The following is a 17,242-nucleotide window of genomic DNA, read 5'->3' as shown; positions in this document are numbered from 1 at the left end:
CAAATGGTTCCAAAACATATAGTATCAGCAGCAACCATTGTCATAAATGAACGCAACGAAATTCTATTGATAAAAGGACCTAGACGAGGATGGGAAATGCCGGGAGGCCAAGTTGAAGAGGGTGAATCCCTGAAGGATGCGGCAATAAGGGAAACAAAGGAAGAGAGCGGAATCGATATTGAGATAACCAAGTTTTGTGGCGTTTTTCAAAATGTAAACGCTAGTATTTGTAACACGTTATTTTTAGGAAGACCAACCGGAGGAGAATTAACCACTACAGCCGAGTCTTTAGAAGTGGGATTTTTTCCAATTGAAACAGCATTAGAGATGGTAACGTGGGGGAATTTCAGACAACGAATTGAATATTGCTTGAATGAAGAACATCATCCATTTTATGTTGAATTCTCTATTCCACTTAAGGATTGTTAAACCCAATAGAAATGTGATCCGCAGCCAAGTGCTGTGGGTCTCTTTTTTTGACTAAAAAAAAAGCCTTATAATGATTATCCGATGTTATCTAATGATTATTGACTGCTGAAAACACCAATATTGTAAGCGTATACAATTAGCTTTCTGATGATTGTATTCGGTTACTCCATACGATGCTATGATCATTTTATTCAAACGCACCATGCAGAAAGGAAGGTCGTCTCATGAAGGCAACGACAGTGGACGCCGGCATCGGAACAGTTAGCTAGCGCGGTAGTCGCTGCCGATTCAGAGAGGCTACTGCGGAATATTGACTCATTGAAATCAAAAACGGCGTCATCTATGCGCCGACTGGCCCTGGAATCGGAATGGACGTGGCTACGGTTAATGCCATGCTGCGCAGAGCTTTACAGATTTAATTGAGTCGCCGGTTACCCATACTGGCAGCTTCTATAAGCGAAGAATAGGCCATCCGGGATTTATCCGGTGGCCTTTTTTTCGTAATGTGACATTCAGTTCGTATAACGAAGGGACATTTGTAGTGTAATCAAAATAGTACCTTGACAGACATAGTAATATGTTTTATTATACAGTCATGGAGGTGATTGTATGAGCGAGAACAAGATCACATCCGACCTGTTACGCGGACATACGGATACGATGATTTTACGGCTCTTGTCCGAAGCTGATCGTTACGGTTACGAGATTGTCAAGCTGATCGCCGAGCGTTCAAGCGGCGAATATGAACTGAAGGAAGCCACGATGTATTCCAGCTTCCGGCGGCTAGAAGCAGACGGTGACATCGAGTGGTATTGGGGCGATGAGTCACAGGGCGGACGGCGTAAATATTTTAGGATAACGGAAAAGGGCAAGAACACTTACGATCGCAACAAAAGCAACTGGGAGTATGCCAAACGCGTTTTAGAAAACTTAGTATGAGGAGAGATTTAATATGATGAATCCCAAATTGACGGATTATCTGAACAGCGTTTTTACTCCATACGATGGTGTAAAAAGTGTCTCCGAATTAAAAGACGACCTGCATACCGATTTGCAAGAACGATACCGTGAACTCAAAGCGGATGGCAAGGACGATGAAACAGCGTTTGCGATGACCATTGAAAGTATCGGCGACATCGAGCAAACGATTCTGGAGGTCGCCAACCTCTCCCGTTCGCTGGAACGGCAAGTGCTGACAAACTTTAATGGAAGCAACTTGTCGGAAAGCGATTTTGCAGGCGTTACGGCTCATAAAGGACAGTTTAAAGGCAGCTCGCTGCACGGTTCCGACTTCTCCGGAGCAGATTTGACGGGCAGTTCGTTTAAGGCCAGTGACGTTCGTGAAGCTAATTTTGACGGCGCGAATTTGACGGACTGCAGTCTGTCTGCGCTTGATCTGTCAAATGCAAGTTTTGATAAGACGATTCTTGTCCGTACGAATTTCAACAAGTCGGGGCTTGACGGTGCCAAATTCACGGGTGTCAGACTGATTGACGTGACGTTGTCAATGACCGATCTTCGAAAGACGATTTTTGAAGGCTGTCGATTTGAGGGAGTTGATTTCAAATACACGGATCTCACCCGGCAGCGTTTTGATGGTCAGACGTTTATCGGCGTTAAGTTTGACAAAGCCGCTTTAACTGAAGTCTCATTCAGGGGCGCTACATTTAACAATGTTTCATTCCAGCCCGGGTTTACTCTCACGAATAAATACTATCGAATGATCAAAACCGTTATCTTTGACGAGGCAACGATGGATAAGTTGACCTATGCGGTGCTCAAAGGTATGGGAGCCGATGTATCCAAGGTTACAATTCGATAAGGAGGGAAATCAAATGAACAAGATCATAACGGGACAAAGTAACAGCGGCTTCTCCAAAGCAGGGCTGAATAGATTGCACGATGTGCTGGCACGGCATGTTGACTCCGGGAAGATTCCCGGCCTCGTTGCTCTGGTCAGCCGGAATGGTGAAACACACGTCGAAGCGCTCGGTACGATGCGCCATGACGGTGGCGCACCGATGACCCGGGACACGATTTTCCGGATGGCGTCCACTTCCAAGCCGGTTGCAGTCGCGCCAGTGATGATCCTGCTCGACGAGTGCAGGCTGCGGCTGGATGATCCGGTAGATGCCTGGCTGCCTGAACTTGCCAACCGAAGGGTGCTGAAACGCGTTGACGGCCCGCTGGACGATACGGTGCCGGCGAGGCGGCCGATCACGGTAAGGGATTTGCTGACCTCCACATTCGGGCTCGGCATGGATATTACGCTGCTCGGTACTCCGATTCTCAGTGCGATCTTCGAGCAGGGGCTCACGCCCGATCTGCCGACGCCGATGCCCGAACCGGATGAGTGGATGCGCCGCCTTGGTACGCTTCCATTGATGTATCAGCCCGGAGAGCGCTGGCAGTACCACATCAGCAACGATCTGCTCGGCGTGCTCGTCGCCAGGGTCACGGGTCAGACGTTTGAGACGTTTCTGCGCGAACGCATTTTTGACCCGCTAGGTATGAAAGATACCGGCTTTCATGTGCCTGCCAATAAGATCGACCGGATGCCGCCTCTTTACGCGCCGAATCCACAAACTGGCGAGTTCAACGTGTGGGACGAAGCCAAAGGGGGACGCTACAGCCAAGATCCGGCGTTCCAGGGTGGCGGTGGTGGACTGACTTCCACCGTCGACGATTTTCACGCTTACTTCCAGATGCTGCTGAATCAAGGGAAACACGGGACCGAACGGATTTTATCCCGGCCTGCCGTCCAGTTGATGACCACCAATCGACTCACACCTGAGCAACAAGCCGTCCGAAACGCCATGGCGACCAACAACGTTCATTTGTCATTCGGCCAAGGGCAGCATGGTGGCTGGGGATTTGGGATGGCGGTGCGCACCTATCGGGGTGACTACGCGCCAATCGGTCAATTCGGCTGGGACGGCGGAAGCGGCACCTCGACCTACGCCGATCCAGTCAACCAACTTACCGGAATCCTGCTTACTCAGGTTGGCATGTCGACTCCGGATTCGGCGAGGGTTATCCACGATTTCTGGACCACGGTATATCAGGCCATCGAGGATTGATATTTTATTTTCATTGAACAATGTGAGGTGTAAATTATTGTGAAACTTATTGATTTAAGCGTTCCTATCAGTCCCCAAATTCGTGAACCACTCCCAGCTAAAATTGATTATTCCACCCATGAAGAGGGAGCAGTCCAGGCAGCTGCAGCGCTCGGGCTCGCACCTGAGAATTTTCCGGAAAAGAAGGCATGGGCCACAGAGACAGTTACCTTAAATACGCATTCGGGGACACACGTTGACGCACCTTGGCATTACTGGCCCACATCAGAAGGCAAACCCGCTAGAACAATTGACGAGCTTCCATTGGAGTGGTTTTACTCAGATGGCGTGCTGCTTGATTTCAGCAGTAAACCTCCGGGTTATGAAATCACGAAAGATGATTTCATCGCAGAGTTGAAGAGGATCAACTATACTTTAAAACCATTCGATATTGTGCTCATCCGTAGTGATGCAGATAAACGATTGTACCACGAGCATTATGCGTTCCTGCATGCTGGTGTCTCAGCTGAAGCGACACTTTGGCTGCTCGAATGTGGAATAAAGGTTGTTGGGACGGATGGCTGGGGCTGGGATATTCCATTGAACCTGCAAGCCGAGGATTACCGAAACAATCCAAGAGACGGTGTCCTGTGGGCAGCCCACTATTTAGGTAAAGATAGGGAGTATTGCCAGATCGAAAAACTTGCAAACCTGGATCAACTGCCGAAGCCATATGGTTTCAAAGTTTCCTGCTTTCCAATGAAGATCGAGCGTGCAAGTGCCGGTTGGGCAAGGCCTGTTGCAATTTTTGAATAAATGCCGTGCCGTGTGTTAGCACCGCGCGTTTTAGTAAGACCCTCAGCTACTGCTGTGGGTCTATTATTTTTTGAAAGATAGACAAGAGATTCGAGAAATTCCACTAGTCGCCACCTGCAAGTGATGGATGCGTCCTTTGCTGCTAGAAAATAGAATGTATTATTTAGTAGTTTTTGGAGGTGGCTTATGTCAAATAAAGATAAAGAAAAAAATAAATGCCGCCCCTGTCCTCCAGGGCCAGCAGGACCTCAAGGGCCTCGTGGATTTCGAGGGCCTCGTGGACCACAAGGTCCCCAGGGTCCGGCGTTTGTTCCTGGTTGTCATACACAATCTATAGGACCGTGTTCATTGGCCGAGGGTTCATCCACGAAATCGATCGGGTTCGCTTCCCATGCCGAGGGATGCAAAACAGTTGCCTATGGCTCGGCCTCCCACACGGAGGGAACGCAAACCAAAACAACGGTCGATGGGATAAATGCGCATGCGGAAGGTGAAGGGAATACAGCGAGTGGAAGAGCCTCTCATGTAGAAGGTGGAGGTGTGGATTCTATCGGCAGGCCTTTCCCTAATCTGGCAAGCGGAAATTCTTCCCATGCAGAAGGTCTTGGAAATATAGCTAGTGGCTTGGCTGCACACGCCGAAGGGGTAGTTGTCATTGCAAGTGGGGATGGTTCCCATGCCGAAGGTGCGGAGTCAACAGCCAGCGGCTTCGCTGGACATGCAGAAGGACAAATCGCTAGAGCCATTGGGGATGCGTCTCATGCGGAAGGATTTAATACAACAGCCAGGGGATTAGCTTCACATTCAGAAGGACGGTTAACGACAGCCAGTGGAAGATCATCGCATGCAGAAGGTTTTACGACAACAGCGAGTGGAATTGCCTCACACGCGGAAGGTCAAGGTACAACAGCCAGTGAAGTGGCTTCCCATGCAGAAGGAGAAGGAACTACGGCGAGCGGAGAAGCATCGCATGCGGAAGGAAGCTCTACAATAGCAAGCGGTGTTGCGTCACATGCCGAAGGAAATGGTACACTAGCCAGTGGACCTGTCTCCCATGCTGAAGGTGCGGGTACGATAGCCAGTGGACTAAATTCTCACGCAGAGGGGATACTAACAACGTCCAGTGGTACGGCTTCCCATTCGGAAGGAATACAGACAAGCACTAATGGACATATAGGTGCCCATATTATGGGAACAACCGGCAAAGCGGACAGTGATTTCTCCTGGTTTTTAGCCAATGGACTTAATGATGATGGAACCGGAAACAATTTGGCGGCCAAAATCATTGGTTCAGGCATAAATAATGGGAAGGGTTTTGCGGATGTCGGTTGGTTTGGAGGCGGTGCTGACTTCGCCGAGATGTTTGAAACCATGGATGGTCAGCCTATCGATGTTGGATACATGGTGACTTTGGATGGAGACGGCGATCGAATACGAAAAGCGAAATCGAATGATCATTTTTTGTTAGGCATAACGAGTGCAAATCCTTCTTTCCTGGCAAATAGCGGTGAACTGAGATGGAAGGACAAATTTATGACCGATGAATGGGGCAGGGTCCTACTGCAAAATGTTCTCGTACCAGCAGTGGTTGATAAAAAAGGAAAAGTCATCATTCCCGAACATATGGAAACCCGTCCGCGGATTAATCCCAACTATAATGCTGCGCAAAGCTACAAAGCAAGGTCGCAGAGGTTGGAATGGGTCGCCGTGGGCTTATTAGGACAAATTCTTGTTCGAGATGACGGGACATGCCTTCCAAAGGGATATTGTAAGCCTAATGATGAAGGGATTGCTACCTCTTCAACTGTAGGATATCGGGTTATGAAGCGCACGGGACCCAATCAAATATTAGTATTGGTACAACCTGTTCAGTTGGGATGAAACGTAAAGGATTGTCTTTCGGATTTGGATCTAAAATTCCTAAGCTGTGGACAAGGTGCTGCAGCTTTTTTGCACTTTCTAGGCGAATACTTTCGTCTGGAAAGTAAGCTAACGAGCTCGTGATGAGATACTAATTTTCAGTATTGCTTCATATGTATGAATTAGGACAAGAATAGGGATCGATTGGCAAAAAAAAGTTGATTTTTATTCCAATTAGCTTTATAACTGTATTTAGAACAATTATTATTTAAAATTAATTATTGTAGGGGTGATACTATGGATTTGACTTCCGGTAGCGAAGGCAAATGTCCGTTTCCACACGGCAGCGCAACTAGTCACAAATCAAGCGGTACGACGAATAGAAACTGGTGGCCCAATCAGCTCAACTTGTACATACTTCATCAACATGATCAGAAATCCAACCCGATGGGTGCGGATTTTAATTACGCAGAAGAGTTTGCAAAGTTAGATTATCAAGCGCTTAAGCAGGATCTTAAAAGTCTAATGACTGATAGTCAAGATTGGTGGCCTGCTGACTATGGACATTATGGTCCATTTTTCATACGTATGGCTTGGCATGCTGCAGGTACATACCGTACAGGTGACGGTCGCGGCGGTGCCGGAACCGGAAACCAGCGGTTTGCTCCTCTGAATAGCTGGCCAGACAATGGAAACCTCGATAAAGCCCGTCGACTGCTTTGGCCCATTAAGCAAAAGTATGGCAATAAGATCTCGTGGGCGGATTTATTCGTTTTAACAGGTAATGTCGCAATTGAATCTATGGGGGGCAAGACCTTTGGTTTCGGTGGCGGCCGAGTGGACGTGTGGCATCCGGAAGAAGATATCTACTGGGGTGTCGAGACAGAATGGTTAGGGGATAAACGTTACACTGGTGATCGCGAGCTTGAGAATCCGCTTGCTGCTGTTCAGATGGGTCTTATCTATGTAAATCCAGAGGGCCCGAACGGTAAACCAGATCCACTTGCAAGTGCACGCGACATTCGCGAAACGTTCAAGCGCATGGGAATGAATGATGAAGAAACCGTCGCGCTCGTAGCCGGCGGCCATACATTTGGCAAGGCACATGGTGCAGGAGATGCTGCGCATGTGGGTGCAGAACCGGAAGGTGCTCCAGTTGAAGCGCTGGGCTTAGGTTGGATCAATACGCACGGTTCCGGTAGAGGTCGTGACACGATTACCAGCGGTATTGAAGGTGCTTGGACTGCGAATCCGACGCAGTGGGACAATGGCTTCTTTGATATGCTCTTTGGATATGAATGGCAGCTTACGAAAAGCCCGGCAGGCGCTTATCAGTGGGCTCCGATAAATCCTGATAAAGAGCACCTCGCACCGGATGCGGAAGATTCGTCCATTCGCGTTCCGACGATCATGACGACAGCGGATTTAGCATTGCGTGAGGATCCGGCATACGAGAAGATTTCTCGCCGTTACCATGAGAATCCGGAAGAATTTGCAGATGCTTTTGCTCGCGCGTGGTTCAAACTTACACACAGAGACATGGGTCCTCGTGTAAGATACCTAGGTCCGGAAGTTCCTGAAGAAGTACTGATCTGGCAAGATCCTGTAGATGCTGTAAATACCAAATTAACGGATGCGGAAGTGGAAGATCTTAAAACAAAGATCCTAAACTCCGGTCTTACAATCAGCGAACTGATTACAACGGCGTGGGCTTCGGCAAGCACTTTCCGGGGGACGGATATGCGCGGCGGTGCGAATGGTTCCCGTATTCGACTGGCTCCTCAGAAGGATTGGGAAGTGAATCAGCCTACACAACTTAATAAAGTACTTGCTATTCTGGAATCGATTCAGGTTGAACTTGATAAGAAAGTAAGTTTGGCTGATCTGATTGTACTAGGTGGTAGCGCTGCCGTTGAAAAAGCTGCACGGGATGCAGGTTATGATGTTACGGTTCCTTTCACTGCTGGCCGCGGCGATGCCACTCAAGAACAAACGGATGTAGAAAGCTTTGCCGTACTAGAGCCGGTGGCCGATGGTTTCCGCAACTACCAGAAGAAGAATTACAGTGTAAATGCTGCAGAACTCCTTATAGACAAGGCACATCTGCTTAACCTTACTGCGCCAGAAATGACTGCGCTTGTAGGCGGTATGCGTGTTCTGGGTACAAACTTCGATGGGACAAAACATGGCGTGTTCACCGAGCAAGTAGGCAAACTGACGAACGACTTCTTTGTTAATTTGCTTGATATGAGAGTGCAGTGGAAGCCTGTTAGCGGTGGCATTTACGAAGGATCTGATCGTCAGACAGGTAAAGTCGTGCGCACGGCGACGATCGTTGATCTCGTATTCGGCTCAAACTCTATTCTACGTGCCATTGCTGAAGTTTACGCTCAAGATGATAACAAAGAAAAGTTTGTACGTGAATTTATATCAGCTTGGGTAAAAGTAATGAATGCAGATCGTTATGAGCTAACTAACAATCAGTAAGGAGTTAAAAAGATTCAACCAAGTTTTCTAATAACTTGGTTGGGTCTTTTTTTTATTTTAAAATACACTTCAACTTGACGGCAGCCATTGACAATAGAACGGTCAATTCGTATGATCCAAGTAGATTGTAAAAAAATGTGAATAGAGTTATACGTGGGCTTATCCGTTATTAGCGGTTGCTGTAAATAACTTGGATTAGTGGGGAGAGGATTTGATGTTGAACAATTGTGCGGCTATTATCGAACAATACATGGAGAATCTGGACAAGTATTCGATAGAGCAGCTGCGATATAAAAGCGAGGAAGACGTATGGTCAATCGGGCAAATGTATATTCATGTGATCGAAGTGGCGAAAGAATATATCGGGCATATTGAAACATGCACGAAGGCAACAAGGGAAGAGTCAGAAGGTAGAACAGAAGACGGAATGAAAGCGATTGCAGAAAAAGAGTGGCCCAATATCCGTGTGAAACTTGACCAACCGCCCAATGAGACAAGAAATCCCGAAAGTAAGGATGAAATCTTAGCCGGACTGGAGCAAGTTCAAGTGATGTTGGCCTATTGGGCAACCCGAATAGAGGAAGCGAATCCGGCATGCAAGGTTCGCCATGGCTGGTTCGGTTGGCTAAACGCCCGTGATTGGTTTGAAATGGTTGGTATGCACAGTAGGCACCATCTGCGGCAAAAAGAAATCCTGGACGAGAAACTGGCGGAGTCAGGGATCTGACAGCCCGATATAATAATTTTTTTTGTTTGATGTAGAAATTCAGTGAATTGGCTCGTCATTATTGTGAAGGCGGCATGAAGCTATTCCAATATGAACGTTGAGAGGAGCAGTAACGATGAATTACACACTGATCATGTATGAAACAACAGAGGATTTCGCCAAACGAACCGACCCGATACACAAGGAGGCTTATGCGGCAAGCTGGGCTCATTATGTTACAGCTTTGCGCGAATCCGGCATTGTTGTAAGCAGCGCAGGTCTCCAGTCACCGGAGACGGGGACCACGCTCAGCCGCAAAGGCGGCGAATTGCTTGTTCAGGATGGTCCGATCACGGAAACGAAGGAGCAAATCGGCGGTTTGATCATCATTGACGTGCCGGATATGGATCACGCATTGGAATGGGCGGCACGTTGCCCTGGCAGCTCGGTTGAGGTTCGTCCCAACCTCAAACCGATTTCAAAATGAGCGGGCAAGCTCACCCAATCATCGAACAGACGGCCAGGGAATCCTACGGCCGTCTGGTTGCCTTCCTGGCTGTCCGCTTTCGTGATCTGGCGGCAGCGGAGGATGCGCTTGCGGACGCGTTTCTGTCCGCGTTGGAGAAATGGCCAACGAGCGGAGTGCCGGACAAACCCGAAGCATGGCTGCTTACGGCTGCGAAGCGCCGGTTGATCGATGGCACCCGGCATGCCCGCGTGCAAGCCGGCGCCGAGCATGCCTTACTATCCATAGCAGAAGAGGCTAGTCACCGTGTCGAAATCGAGATGAATTTCCAGGATGAACGGCTGAAGATGCTGTTTATTTGCGCACATCCGGAAATCGATCCTGCTGTTCGCACGCCGCTTATGCTTCAGTCCGTACTTGGCCTTGACGCGGCCCGCATTGCTTCAGCTTTTATCGTTAAACCGGCAACGATGGGGCAGCGGCTCACTCGTGCTAAAGCAAAAATAAAGAATGATGAAATCAAATTTGATTTGCCCGGTGAGGATGAATGGCCGGAGCGCCTTGGAGCCGTACTTGAAGCTGTCTATGCAGCTTATGGAAGCGGTTGGGAGGATATAGCTGGCGTTGATCCTCGCAGGAAGGGGCTTGCCGAAGAAGCGATATTCCTGGGGAGACTGATTGTACGATTCATGCCAGGGGAACCCGAAGCACTGGGATTGCTTGCCCTAATGCTGCACTGCGAAGCGCGCCGTTATGCACGCCGCGATGAGACCGGGCACTATGTTCCAATATCCGATCAGGATCATTCAAGCTGGTCGATCGGAATGATCGAAGAGGCTGAGCATTGCCTCCGTATGGCCGCACATGGAAATCGCATCGGGCGGTTCCAGCTTGAGGCGGCAATACAATCGGTGCATGCTCAGCGAGCTTGGACGAACCGTACAGAGTGGGAAGAGATTGCTCTGCTGTACGAGGGGCTGGTTAGCATTGCTCCAACGATTGGCGCAATCGTAGGTCGGGCAGCAGCGGTTGCTGAAGCGTTCGACGCAGAGGCGGGAAAGGCGCTGTTGGATGATATACCGGCAGAAGCGGTTAAGAGCTATCAGCCATATTGGGCGCTGCGCGCTCATTTGTTCAAAAGGATGCAGAGGTACGATGAGGCTCGTGCCCTATACAGCCGGGCCATAGGACTGTGCACGGATCCATCCATTCGAGCATTTCTGGAGAAACAATCTAACGAATGTTAGTTGATTGTACGGTGGAAATGAAAACAGGGAGTAGATTGCCGCAATGGCAACTGCTCCCTGTTGTTTTAATTTAACTGGCTTTTACGATACTGAATGGGCGTAAAGCCTGTGATCTTTTTAAAAATCCGACAAAAATAAGGAAAATTAGGTATGCCAACCAATGAACCAATCTGTTCAATAGATTTTGATTCCGTTTTCAATAACCAACAAGCCTGTCTTACTCTACGTGCAATGACATATTCGGTGATACTTCCCCCTGTTTCGGTCCGAAATAACCGCGATACATGATTTTTGGAGAGATGCAGTTCCTTTGCTAATTCAATCAAGTCAAAAGGCTCCGTAAAATGTTCTTCGACCCAATTCATTATTTTTTCGGCATGGCTATCTGGACGTGCTACCCCTCCAAAACCTCCAATGTGCAGTGAGCTAAGATAGTCTAAAATGTTGAGAATCAACATCGACGCCGTCTCGTGGTCTTCACCCTTTTCGTTCCACCCCGTAACCAATTCGTTGAATCGTTCCAGAATGCCTAACATATACGTAGAATCCCGATCCTCGCGGAACACCTGATTGGACATTTGTTCCTTCCATACCTGATCAAAAAAGCGAGACAGGACAGTAAAGTTTTTGAGATGAGGTGCAACGATTGAGGGTTCAAAGGTTAGAACCGTTCGTACATATGGATTTTGAGGATTGGCATCAAATTGAATGCGATGCAGCTGGAAGGGTTGTAAAATCACTACACAGCCAGCCTCTAAATTGTAAATCTTGCGGTTAAGGGTCAAGGTCCCCTTTCCTTGATGGACAAATAAGACTTCGATCCCTTTATGATAATGGTAAGTTAACGGAGGACACTCGTAGGACACGGCCCTATATTTAAGTCTTATTCCCCGGTTGTTAAGGACATGAAATACTTGTGCACGTTCATCCATTTGTTTTGTGTTTTTCAATGATGATCACCATCCAGCCAGCTTTTCAAAATATCAATTGAGTGCTATTTTGTGACGGAAGAAGATAACTATTTTAGCCGAAAAATAAGCTATGATAGGAATGTCGATACCTTTTAATTATACGTTGTAGCCATTCTTGGTGGCAATGTTGCTTGCAAAGATTATGAATCACATCCTACGGAGGTGGATATAGAATGACTTTCCCTTTATCGACTCTAAAAGAGGACGAATACAGCGAGTTACTGGATGGAATCAAAGATATATTGAGAGAATGCTATCAGGTACCTGAAGACGAGGCGATGTTAGTCATTCATGAAGGCAGTGAAAAAGCGCAGGAGTTGTTAAAAGATTAATTGCCTTACATAGATTCCATTCATAAAACGATTTGTGGCATTAGGGACACACTAGAAAATCATATGAATCTAGTATTTCAGGAACAAGAATTGCCAAATAAAATGATATATGAAGCAGCTGCCTGGCACGCGTTTGAATCTGTAAGATGTTACTATAAAAGCACGGCAACTACCATGTAACGGCAATTTCGACTACATATGAGGAAGGCGAAAATCAGATGGCAAGAAAAACAACCTATGTGTACATGTCTATGTATTACTCGCTTGTCTTTATGGCGCTAGGCGCTTTCAGCAATTATATTCCGATCTATTACAACGATATCAATCTTGATCATTTTCAGATTGGTTTGCTCTCGACAGCGGGAGCGATTACCGCAATGATCGCTCAACCGCGATGGGGATTGGCCGCCGACAGAGCGGTATCGAAAAACCGTCTGCTGCTTATAGCGCTGTTGCTTACCTCAATTCTCGTCTGGACGTTACCGGCGGCAGGCAGTCAATTCTGGGTGTTATTTGCGTGCACAGTAGTGTTCGGGGCCGTCCAATGCGTGATTAACCCGCTGGGCGACACGATTACGCTGGAGATTTCCCGCAAGTCGGGATTTAATTTTTCCCGCATCCGCACAGCGGGATCCGTCGGTTATGCTTTGATGGCGGTTATAGCCGGCTGGCTGCTGGACCGTAATCTGCATTATATGTTCCCTTTGTTCTCCGGGCTCGTGTTCGTTGCCTTTCTGCTGGCTTGGGGCATCCCTAAGGTGGAAGGCCATCAGCACAAGGCGAAGGTACAACTGAAACAGCTGTTCACCAGCAGAAAGCTTGTTCTGATTTACTTATACACGCTCGTGGTAAACTGTACGCTGGGCTTTTTTACGACATTTCAAGCCGTTTATAGTAAAGAGCAGGGAATGAGCACAGCGCTGATTGGCATTGGGGTCAGTATCGGTTCGATCAGCCAGTTTCCATTTATGCTGTTTTTTCAGCCGCTTTACCGGAGGTTTGGGATCTTTAAGATATTGCTCTGCTCCGGGATTATTCTTGCCGTACGATGGTTGCTGTTCAGCGGTTCGCTAAGTCCAGCCGTTTATCTGGCGACGTGGGTGCTGCATGGCGGGACGTTCATGCTCTTTTACTTATGTCTGGCTGAGTACGTGAGCACACATGTGCCCAAAGAGTTGAAAGCAAGCGGTCAAATGATGAATTCTTTGACGATGAACGCCATCAGTCGCACATTAGGTTCGTTGTTAGGCGGACTGTACGCCGGCTGGTTTGGTATTCGCTCAGGATTTATGGTCTGTTCTATCATCTGTATTGCAGCAGTGGCGTTGTTTTGGTATTATTATGAGCCGAACGATGGGGATCAACTGGAAATGGAAGCGTCTGTTTGAGATACAAAACTGGCGTCTGTATTTTATTTAAATAATGAGCTGTGATACGATTATCTAGAAATAGCATTTTAAATATTTTCAGAAAAGAGAGTCAAAGCAATGATCAAAATAAACCGATCAAACGTAGAAAAAGAGCTTCAAGCTTTCATTGGTACTGATGTTTATATTCACAGTGAAGCAACGTCTTTTGTATTCGTACGCAATTTCAAGGTCAAGGTTACCCATGCGTTTGTAGCGGGGGAAGGTCCATTTCGTGCCGCTCTCCGATTTGACGGGCATGGATGGCTTCGAATGGAAGCGCTAACGCATTATGAGATTGATGCAAATGGTCGTCTTTTATTGGCTGGTTATGATGACAGAGGTCGGATGAATGTTGCCCTGCATGTAGGAAAGGAGCCGTTTCCAGAATGAACAAGCCACAAAATACACCATCGAAAAAGCTATTAGCGGTGTTTGCTCATCCCGACGACGAGTCATTTATTTGTGGAGGTACTCTCGCCAAGTACGCCAGTGAACAGGTTGACATTACACTAGTAAGCGCAACGCGCGGAGAAATGGGACGACGTATGGGCAATCCGCCTTACCTCAATCGTGAAACGATGGCAGCTGCTCGTGAAATAGAACTACGGAATGCCTGCGATAGCTTGGGAATACGGCAGTTGCAATTTTTGGATATCCGCGATAAGACCGTTGAGTTTGTCGATGAGGATAGTTTGACATCACGCATTGCAGCTATTATCCAAGAAATTGACCCTGATGTCGTGCTTACTTTTCATGAGAAGCTGGGTGGTCATCCCGATCATTGTGCCATTGGGAAAGCGACGACAGCTGCTTTTGAAAAAACCGGCCAACGGGGATCCTTGTATTTTATTACGTTCGGCGATGTGATGGAGCGTCCGGAACGATATGGGTATGCCCGTAAAGATGTCGTCAAAATTGATGTGCATGCGCACCTGGATGCCAAGCTTGCCGCGTTTCGTGACCACCGGTGCCAGACTGAAATAGACGAATGGGTATGGCTGCCCGACCAAGAAGCAAAAGCGAGATTCGGTAACTATGAATATTTTTTGAAAGCGGATAGGGCTTTTACGGTATTGAATCAACATGATTTGTTTGGTCGTCGTATAGAAATCTGAGTATTGAAGGGTCAACTCTTCAGGAGGAAATAGGATTGAATTGTAAATATAGCAGGAAATTACTTGCTTCTGTTGAATTAAGTGTAAGCATTCAGCATCCAAGCTGTCTGATTACATTTCAGTTGTCCAGGAGGAGTTATGCAATTCAAGTCCAGTTTTTTCCCCGTTAGATTATTTTCATTTCTGTTAGCTTTCTGTTTGATTGTCAGTTTTGTCCCGAATGGTAGAGCTTTCGCTGATTCATCGTCTTTCCAATATAAGCGATTCCCGGAATTAACCGTAGGAATTTCACGCCCTGAGATTGGATTTACATTTGTCACTACGACTTTCAAAGTCGAAAACGTTTCTTTCCAAATGCTGTTGGATAACCAAGAGGTCAAGGGAACTTGGGATCAAGATGCAAATAGCTATACATACTTGCCGCAAGTAGATTTGAAACCTGGCGAACATCATGTAGATCTGTTCATCAATATGTCCGGCTATCATCCAATGTCGGAAAGCTGGACGTTTATCATTGCCAAAAAAGCTGACACTTCAGTGACAGCATCTCCCACAGCCGAGCAACAAAAAGGGCTGAACGCCGTAAATGATTACCGAAAATTATTTGGTCTTCAGCCACTGCATTGGAGCCAGGAACTGTCGCAAGCCGCTCAACTCCATGCTTCTTACTTGCATAATAATCAAGTGGACGCTCAAAAAGTTTCTCTCCATGTCGAAGACAACGCCAAAGCAGGCTACATCGGAGAAACTCTGACGCAGCGCGCTCGGTATGTCAATTATACCGGCTTGGGGATGGGGGAGGATGCATCCTACGGGTGGAGCAATATAACTGACGCGATTGACAGCTTGTTTGATGCACCTTACCATCGCATTCCATTTCTCATGCCGGAAGCGACCGAAATTGGGATTGACCGCGAAGGCAGCTATGTGGTCATGGATTTTGGCTTCAAACAGCAAGCATCAACACAGATGATCGTATCACCGGCACCTGGCGACCGCTATGTTCCAATTGATTTTAATGGACATGAGTCTCCTGACCCGCTACAAATTCATCGCGGTGCTGCCAGCTATCCAGTAGGTTATCCGTTGTTGGCTGTGATCTCCGGCCAGAACGTAACAAACATCATGCTGGATGAAGCTTCTCTAGTGGACAGTGAAGGAAAAGCGATCAGCATCTTACACGATACGCCCAACAGCGATAAAGAGTTGGATAATGCCGTTATGCTGATCCCGACGAAACCCTTGCTTCCGGATTCGCGCTACACCGCTCATGTCAAAGTATCGTTCATGGACAACGGTCAAGCAAAAACTTTGGACAAGGACTGGAGCTTTCAAACGGAACCTGCTCCATCTGTTGGCAAGCAAAAGCTGCATGAGGACTCGGAGCTTTATATCAAACAATTGCAAATGACTGGGGATGTACCGCACGTTGTTACATTTAAACTCCAGGAAAGTGCCTTTACACTCGATGGGATTAAGCTGACTGCCCGCATGGAGCCGGTTATTATCGATGGATCTTCTTACTTGTGGGTCAGGGATCTGGCTGGGGCCCTTGGTGCTTCAGTTAGCTGGGACGAGTCCAAGCAAGCGGCTATTTACACGAAAAAAGGTAAAACCATTACCTTCTTTACCAATAAAGCTGCGTATGCAGATGGAAATCAGGAGCGGGAAACGCAGACACCGGCGAAACTCTATAATGGTACTACATTGATACCCGTGCGCCTGATGTCTGAAGTGCTGGGAGCAAAAGTGAAGTTTGACGATACGACAAAAGTGATTACAATTACTTATTAGTGTTGGCAAATTATTCATCCTACACTTGGATAAAACATGAAGGATTGGCAAGTATATGCGAAGGAATTAGCAGAAGCTCAAATGTTTTTCTGAAACCCCGTGTTCAAAAAAAATTTGAAGGTATCTGTCATGCAAGCTCTTCCCATCTTCCTCGAAAAAGGAAAAGGCGTCATCATCAACACAGCTTCAACAGGCGGTTTTAGTGGTGCTCATGCAGGCGTTGCCTATACGGCTTCTAAGCATGCTGTTATCGGGATTACGAAAAATACCGGTTTTATGTATGCTCAAAAAGGGATTCGTTGCAACGCGATTGCGCCAGGGGCGACGATTACAAACATCGCTTCAACCATGACTAACGTGAACGAGTTCGGTGCTTCTCGAACAAAGGTTACCCAAGGTGTCATCCCGCGCGCTGGTCAACCGGAAGAAATTGCGCAAGTAGCTCTATTCCTCGCATCTGACGAATCAAGTTTTGTTAACGGTGCAGTTATCGCTGCGGACGCAGGTTGGACGGCCGGCTTCTGAGGAAGTTCCTCAGAAATTTTATATAA

At 47.3% G+C, this 17,242-nt stretch carries 16 protein-coding genes and 1 pseudogene; 16 read left to right on the top strand and 1 reads right to left on the bottom strand.

Going from position 1 to position 17,242, the window contains the following annotated elements:
• Nucleotides 1-3: 3 nt before the first annotated feature.
• The 10 genes from RQP52_RS08020 (at nucleotide 4) to RQP52_RS07975 (ending at nucleotide 11,070) form a co-directional block, all read left to right on the top strand.
• Nucleotides 4-429, top strand: coding sequence for an NUDIX hydrolase (locus RQP52_RS08020; protein ID WP_315950699.1), 426 nt, complete (start codon nucleotides 4-6; stop codon nucleotides 427-429).
• A gap of 609 nt (nucleotides 430-1,038) precedes the next feature.
• A complete protein-coding gene (locus RQP52_RS08015) occupies nucleotides 1,039-1,368 on the top strand; it encodes a PadR family transcriptional regulator (RefSeq protein ID WP_157320653.1) in 330 nt (109 codons plus the stop codon).
• Between the two features lie 16 nt (nucleotides 1,369-1,384).
• Nucleotides 1,385-2,251, top strand: a complete 867-nt coding sequence (locus RQP52_RS08010; RefSeq protein ID WP_315951486.1) for a pentapeptide repeat-containing protein — start codon at nucleotides 1,385-1,387, stop codon at nucleotides 2,249-2,251.
• A gap of 13 nt (nucleotides 2,252-2,264) precedes the next feature.
• The gene (locus RQP52_RS08005; RefSeq protein ID WP_315950695.1) at nucleotides 2,265-3,509 is read left to right on the top strand and encodes a serine hydrolase domain-containing protein; all 1,245 of its coding nucleotides are present in this window, start codon (nucleotides 2,265-2,267) and stop codon (nucleotides 3,507-3,509) included.
• Nucleotides 3,510-3,548: 39 nt separating this feature from the next.
• A complete protein-coding gene (locus RQP52_RS08000; protein ID WP_315950693.1) occupies nucleotides 3,549-4,304 on the top strand; it encodes a cyclase family protein in 756 nt (251 codons plus the stop codon).
• Between the two features lie 348 nt (nucleotides 4,305-4,652).
• A complete protein-coding gene (locus RQP52_RS07995; RefSeq protein WP_315950691.1) occupies nucleotides 4,653-6,185 on the top strand; it encodes a peptidase G2 autoproteolytic cleavage domain-containing protein in 1,533 nt (510 codons plus the stop codon).
• Nucleotides 6,186-6,461: 276 nt separating this feature from the next.
• Complete coding sequence (katG, locus tag RQP52_RS07990) at nucleotides 6,462-8,651, top strand: catalase/peroxidase HPI (protein ID WP_315950690.1); 2,190 nt, start codon at nucleotides 6,462-6,464, stop codon at nucleotides 8,649-8,651.
• Nucleotides 8,652-8,865: 214 nt separating this feature from the next.
• Nucleotides 8,866-9,378 carry a DinB family protein gene (locus RQP52_RS07985; RefSeq protein ID WP_315950689.1) on the top strand — a complete coding sequence of 171 codons (513 nt, stop codon included), beginning with the start codon at nucleotides 8,866-8,868 and terminating at the stop codon, nucleotides 9,376-9,378.
• Between the two features lie 115 nt (nucleotides 9,379-9,493).
• Nucleotides 9,494-9,844, top strand: a complete 351-nt coding sequence (locus tag RQP52_RS07980; protein WP_315950688.1) for a YciI family protein — start codon at nucleotides 9,494-9,496, stop codon at nucleotides 9,842-9,844.
• Nucleotides 9,841-11,070, top strand: a complete 1,230-nt coding sequence (locus RQP52_RS07975; protein ID WP_315950687.1) for an RNA polymerase sigma factor — start codon at nucleotides 9,841-9,843, stop codon at nucleotides 11,068-11,070. The genes RQP52_RS07980 and RQP52_RS07975 overlap by 4 nt, the downstream gene beginning before the upstream one ends.
• Before the next feature lie 65 nt (nucleotides 11,071-11,135).
• Here the strand turns inward: RQP52_RS07975 and RQP52_RS07970 are convergent, their stop codons facing one another.
• On the bottom strand, nucleotides 11,136-12,020 hold the full coding sequence (locus RQP52_RS07970; RefSeq protein WP_315950686.1) for an AraC family transcriptional regulator: 885 nt from the start codon (nucleotides 12,018-12,020) through the stop codon (nucleotides 11,136-11,138).
• A gap of 194 nt (nucleotides 12,021-12,214) precedes the next feature.
• On the opposite strand from RQP52_RS07970, the gene RQP52_RS07965 reads away from it, so the two are divergent.
• The 6 genes and pseudogenes from RQP52_RS07965 to RQP52_RS07940 form a co-directional block, all read left to right on the top strand.
• Nucleotides 12,215-12,373, top strand: coding sequence for a hypothetical protein (locus RQP52_RS07965; protein ID WP_315950685.1), 159 nt, complete (start codon nucleotides 12,215-12,217; stop codon nucleotides 12,371-12,373).
• 218 nt (nucleotides 12,374-12,591) lie between these two features.
• Complete coding sequence (locus RQP52_RS07960) at nucleotides 12,592-13,761, top strand: MFS transporter (protein WP_315950683.1); 1,170 nt, start codon at nucleotides 12,592-12,594, stop codon at nucleotides 13,759-13,761.
• A gap of 99 nt (nucleotides 13,762-13,860) precedes the next feature.
• The gene (locus RQP52_RS07955; RefSeq protein WP_315950681.1) at nucleotides 13,861-14,172 is read left to right on the top strand and encodes a DUF1806 family protein; all 312 of its coding nucleotides are present in this window, start codon (nucleotides 13,861-13,863) and stop codon (nucleotides 14,170-14,172) included.
• The gene (locus RQP52_RS07950) at nucleotides 14,169-14,897 is read left to right on the top strand and encodes a PIG-L family deacetylase (RefSeq protein WP_315950679.1); all 729 of its coding nucleotides are present in this window, start codon (nucleotides 14,169-14,171) and stop codon (nucleotides 14,895-14,897) included. The genes RQP52_RS07955 and RQP52_RS07950 overlap by 4 nt, the downstream gene beginning before the upstream one ends.
• A 138-nt stretch (nucleotides 14,898-15,035) precedes the next feature.
• Nucleotides 15,036-16,691 (top strand): stalk domain-containing protein, encoded by a 1,656-nt coding sequence (locus RQP52_RS07945; RefSeq protein WP_315950678.1) that lies wholly within the window; start codon nucleotides 15,036-15,038, stop codon nucleotides 16,689-16,691.
• A 135-nt stretch (nucleotides 16,692-16,826) separates the two neighbouring features.
• Nucleotides 16,827-17,216, top strand: a pseudogene (locus RQP52_RS07940) (SDR family oxidoreductase); the annotation flags it as partial.
• Nucleotides 17,217-17,242: the final 26 nt, after the last annotated feature.

This window comes from Paenibacillus violae, assembly GCF_032461945.1.
Classification (GTDB): Bacteria; Bacillota; Bacilli; order Paenibacillales; family NBRC-103111; genus Paenibacillus_E; species Paenibacillus_E violae.
This window is presented reverse-complemented; position numbering and strand designations above follow the sequence as displayed.